General features: G+C 54.8%; 1 rRNA gene. It reads right to left on the bottom strand.

The features are described 5' to 3' along the window. Positions 1-135 precede the first annotated feature (135 nt). A 23S ribosomal RNA gene (locus ACFVYC_RS22255) occupies positions 136-3,262 on the bottom strand. Positions 3,263-3,319 lie beyond the last annotated feature (57 nt).

Raw genomic sequence — 3,319 nt, 5'->3', positions numbered from 1 at the left:
AGTTATGTTCCCTGGCAACGGTACCCGGTTCGGGTTTGTTGGTTGGGAACCACATAGTGGACGCAAGCAGTCTTGTTTCTTTGTACCCTTCCCGTGGTGTGAACGTCTTTTGAATCCGTTCACGAGGAGGGGTGTGTGGTGTAAGTTATCGGCCTATTAGTACCGGTCAGCTTCACGAGTCGTTAGTCCTCGCTTCCACATCCGGCCTATCAACCCAGTGGTCTGGCTGGGGGCCTCTCACACACAATGGTGTATGGAAATCTCATCTTGAAGCGAGCTTCCCGCTTAGATGCTTTCAGCGGTTATCCCATCCGAACGTAGCTAATCAGCGGTGCACTTGGCAGTACAACTGACACACCAGAGGTTCGTCCGTCCCGGTCCTCTCGTACTAAGGACAGCCCTTCTCAAATTTCCTGCGCGCGCAGCGGATAGGGACCGAACTGTCTCACGACGTTCTAAACCCAGCTCGCGTACCGCTTTAATGGGCGAACAGCCCAACCCTTGGGACCTACTCCAGCCCCAGGATGCGACGAGCCGACATCGAGGTGCCAAACCATGCCGTCGATATGGACTCTTGGGCAAGATCAGCCTGTTATCCCCGAGGTACCTTTTATCCGTTGAGCGACGGCCATTCCACAATGTACCGCCGGATCACTAGTCCCGACTTTCGTCCCTGCTCGAGATGTCTCTCTCACAGTCAAGCTCCCTTGTGCACTTACACTCGACACCTGATTGCCAACCAGGCTGAGGGAACCTTTGGGCGCCTCCGTTACTTTTTAGGAGGCAACCGCCCCAGTTAAACTACCCATCAGGCACTGTCCCTGACCCGGATTACGGGCCGAAGTTAGATGTCCAAAGTGACCAGAGTGGTATTTCAACGATGACTCCACCCGAACTGGCGTCCGGGCTTCAACGTCTCCCACCTATCCTACACAAGCCACTCCGAACACCAATACCAAACTATAGTAAAGGTCTCGGGGTCTTTCCGTCCTGCTGCGCGTAACGAGCATCTTTACTCGTACTGCAATTTCGCCGAGTTTATGGTTGAGACAGCGGGGAAGTCGTTACTCCATTCGTGCAGGTCGGAACTTACCCGACAAGGAATTTCGCTACCTTAGGATGGTTATAGTTACCACCGCCGTTTACTGGGGCTTAAATTCTCAGCTTCGCCTTGCGGCTAACCGGTCCTCTTAACCTTCCAGCACCGGGCAGGAGTCAGTCCGTATACATCGTCTTGCGACTTCGCACGGACCTGTGTTTTTAGTAAACAGTCGCTTCCCCCTGGTCTCTGCGGCCCCGATCCCCTCCCACCAGCAAGTGGTGTTCAAGGTTGGGGCCCCCCTTCTCCCGAAGTTACGGGGGCATTTTGCCGAGTTCCTTAACCATAATTCTCTCGATCGCCTTAGTATTCTCTACCTGATCACCTGTGTCGGTTTGGGGTACGGGCGGCTAAAACCTCGCGTCGATGCTTTTCTCGGCAGCATAGGATCACCAAATCCCCCCAAACGGGGGTCCCATCAGATCTCAGGCATCATGAACAGCGGATTTGCCTACCGTTCGCCCTACATCCTTAGACCGGGACAACCATCGCCCGGCTTGGCTACCTTCCTGCGTCACACCTGTTAATACGCTTGCCTCCCAGGATCAGGTCCTGCGCTCCACCAAAACCCTCACACCACAAGGGTGATCGGGCAGGTCTCGGGCAGTTAGTATCCCCTGTTCAACATGGACGGTTTTTCGCCGGTACGGGAATATCAACCCGTTGTCCATCGACTACGCCTGTCGGCCTCGCCTTAGGTCCCGACTTACCCAGGGCAGATTAGCTTGACCCTGGAACCCTTGATCATTCGGCGGACGGGTTTCTCACCCGTCTTTCGCTACTCATGCCTGCATTCTCACTCGTGTAGGCTCCACCGCTGGTTTACACCGCGACTTCACTGCCCACACGACGCTCCCCTACCCATCCAGACGCCTGAACCACAAGGGCTTAGCTAATATCTGAATGCCACAACTTCGGCGGTGTACTTGAGCCCCGCTACATTGTCGGCGCGGAATCACTTGACCAGTGAGCTATTACGCACTCTTTTAAGGATGGCTGCTTCTAAGCCAACCTCCTGGTTGTCTTCGCAACTCCACATCCTTTCCCACTTAGCACACGCTTAGGGGCCTTAGTTGGTGGTCTGGGCTGTTTCCCTCTCGACTATGAAGCTTATCCCCCACAGTCTCACTGCTGCGCTCTCACTTACCGGCATTCGGAGTTTGGCTGACGTCAGTAACCTTGTAGGGCCCATTAGCCATCCAGTAGCTCTACCTCCGGTAAGAAACACGCAACGCTGCACCTAAATGCATTTCGGGGAGAACCAGCTATCACGAAGTTTGATTGGCCTTTCACCCCTACCCACAGCTCATCCCCTCCATTTTCAACTGAAGTGGGTTCGGTCCTCCACGACGTCTTACCGTCGCTTCAACCTGGCCATGGGTAGATCACTTCGCTTCGGGTCTAGATCACGCCACTGCAACGCCCTATTCAGACTCGCTTTCGCTACGGCTTCCCCACACGGGTTAACCTCGCGACGTAACACTAACTCGCAGGCTCATTCTTCAAAAGGCACGCCGTCACAGCTACAAGGCTGCTCCGACGGATTGTAAGCACACGGTTTCAGGTACTGTTTCACTCCCCTCCCGGGGTACTTTTCACCTTTCCCTCACGGTACTGGTCCGCTATCGGTCATTAGGGAGTATTTAGGCTTATCAGGTGGTCCTGACAGATTCACACGGGATTTCTCGGGCCCCGTGCTACTTGGGATACTCATCCGGGCGGTACACAACATTTCGGTTACGGGGCTCACACCCTCTCTGGCCGGCCTTTCAAGACCGTTCACCTATGCCTGCACATCACACCCCACTGCCCCGGCAGAGACAGTACGGAAAGTCCCACAACCCCGACCATGCAACGCCCGCCGGCTATCACACATGGAACGGTTTAGCCTGATCCGCGTTCGCTCGCCACTACTAACGGAATCACTATTGTTTTCTCTTCCTGCGGGTACTGAGATGTTTCACTTCCCCGCGTTCCCTCCACGCACCCTATGTGTTCAGATGCGGGTCACCAGGTCACTCGCGCCCCTGGCGGGGTTTCCCCATTCGGACACCCTGGGATCACAGTCCGGTTATCGACTCCCCCAGGCTTATCGCAGATTCCTACGTCCTTCTTCGGCTCCTAATGCCAAGGCATCCACCGTGTGCTCTTAAAAACTTGACCACAAAAGATCAAAAACGCTAATTTTCGAGAGAACCACGAAAACCAACCACACCCAAC

Origin of the sequence: Pseudarthrobacter sp. NPDC058329 (genome assembly GCF_042879835.1) — a bacterium.
GTDB lineage: Bacteria > Actinomycetota > Actinomycetes > Actinomycetales > Micrococcaceae > Arthrobacter.
Note: the sequence above shows the minus strand (reverse complement) of the source record. Positions and strands in the feature narration are given on the sequence as shown.